The sequence below is a fragment of the Pseudomonas sp. AC083 genome (assembly GCF_979253165.1).
In genome coordinates, this window is sequence record NZ_CEEDDH010000346.1 from 1 (window position 1) to 236 (window position 236).

1 pseudogene is annotated in these 236 nt (G+C 43.2%); it reads right to left on the bottom strand.

Annotated features, from left to right (window positions below):
* A pseudogene (locus AC0IXA_RS28135) lies at positions 1 to 236 on the bottom strand (hypothetical protein); the annotation flags it as partial.

A 236-nucleotide genomic window follows, 5' to 3' on the forward strand; every position in this document is an offset into this window, starting at 1 on the left:
GTGCATAAATATGAAGTGCCTCAGCTGATGCATCTTTTTCGTGTACGTATTCCTCTAGTCGTTCACTTGCTTCGCTATACTTTTTCTCATCAAATAAACTCGCTGCCTCACTTGTTGCCGCTGCTTCCTTTTGATTATCTGAATGAAACCCTGTATACAATCCAAGACCGCCAATCAAGAGCAAAACAGCAGTTGCAAGAAGCATTTTGACAGGCTGGATCTGTTTAGGCAGACGG